Origin of the sequence: Baaleninema simplex PCC 7105 (assembly GCF_000332355.1) — a bacterium.
GTDB lineage: Bacteria > Cyanobacteriota > Cyanobacteriia > Cyanobacteriales > Geitlerinemataceae > Baaleninema > Baaleninema simplex.
The window spans coordinates 189918-190690 of the sequence record NZ_KB235957.1; the positions used below are offsets into that span (position 1 = coordinate 189918).

1 protein-coding gene is annotated in these 773 nt (G+C 51.4%); it reads right to left on the bottom strand.

Features of this window, described 5'->3' with window-relative positions; all coding sequences use genetic code 11:
- Positions 1-773 (bottom strand): RNA-guided endonuclease InsQ/TnpB family protein (locus GEI7105_RS41330; RefSeq protein ID WP_035492315.1); only part of this gene is annotated, 773 nt, incomplete at both ends.

Sequence of the window (773 nt, forward strand, 5' to 3'; positions counted from 1 at the left end):
CCCAAAGATTTCCTGCTTCACAGCCAGCCAACTAGAATCAGTGACCCGATCCCCCGTCGCCTCGACTCCACAGGCATTTTCGATTTGCCGTTGCCCACGGCTACAGATGACTTGTCCACTCGCCACATCACGGGGCTTTGTTGACCCGCAGTTGTGGCAGTGATGGATTCGAGTTGAGAGGTCTTTACGAACCTCTGCCCCACAATCGGGACATTCCTGAGAAGTGCCACGAGCATCCACCTTGCCGTAATACACATCACGCTTCCAACACACCCAGGGAAGGATTTGGTTGACAAATTGACCCAATCCAGCATCTAGGGTGTGTTTGCCCAGCATTCCCTTAGCCATAATGCGGAAGTCGAGATCTTCGACAAAAATCATCCCTGCACCGTCGCAGAGGTGATGAGCCAGCTTGAAATGCCAGTCTTTTCGCGTATCGGCAATCCGTTGATGGACTCTGGCAATCTTCTTCTGGAGTTTCAGCCAGTTAGCTGACCCCTTCTGCTTTTTCTTCAATCGGCGTTGCAGCGATTTCAGCTGGCGGTGCAAATTGTTGAAGAAGCGAGGTCGCTTGACCTGTTCCCCATCAGAAGTTGAAAGAAAGTACTCCAGTCCAACGTCAATCCCTACCGGATGTCCGTGAGGTATCGTGTCAGGAAGATCGATGTCAGCCTGAAGGCTCAGCATAACAAAGTACCCGGATGCCTTACGCACAATTCGAGCTTGCTTAACCTGAAATAAATCAGGAATTTTCCGCGACCACCGAACCCGAA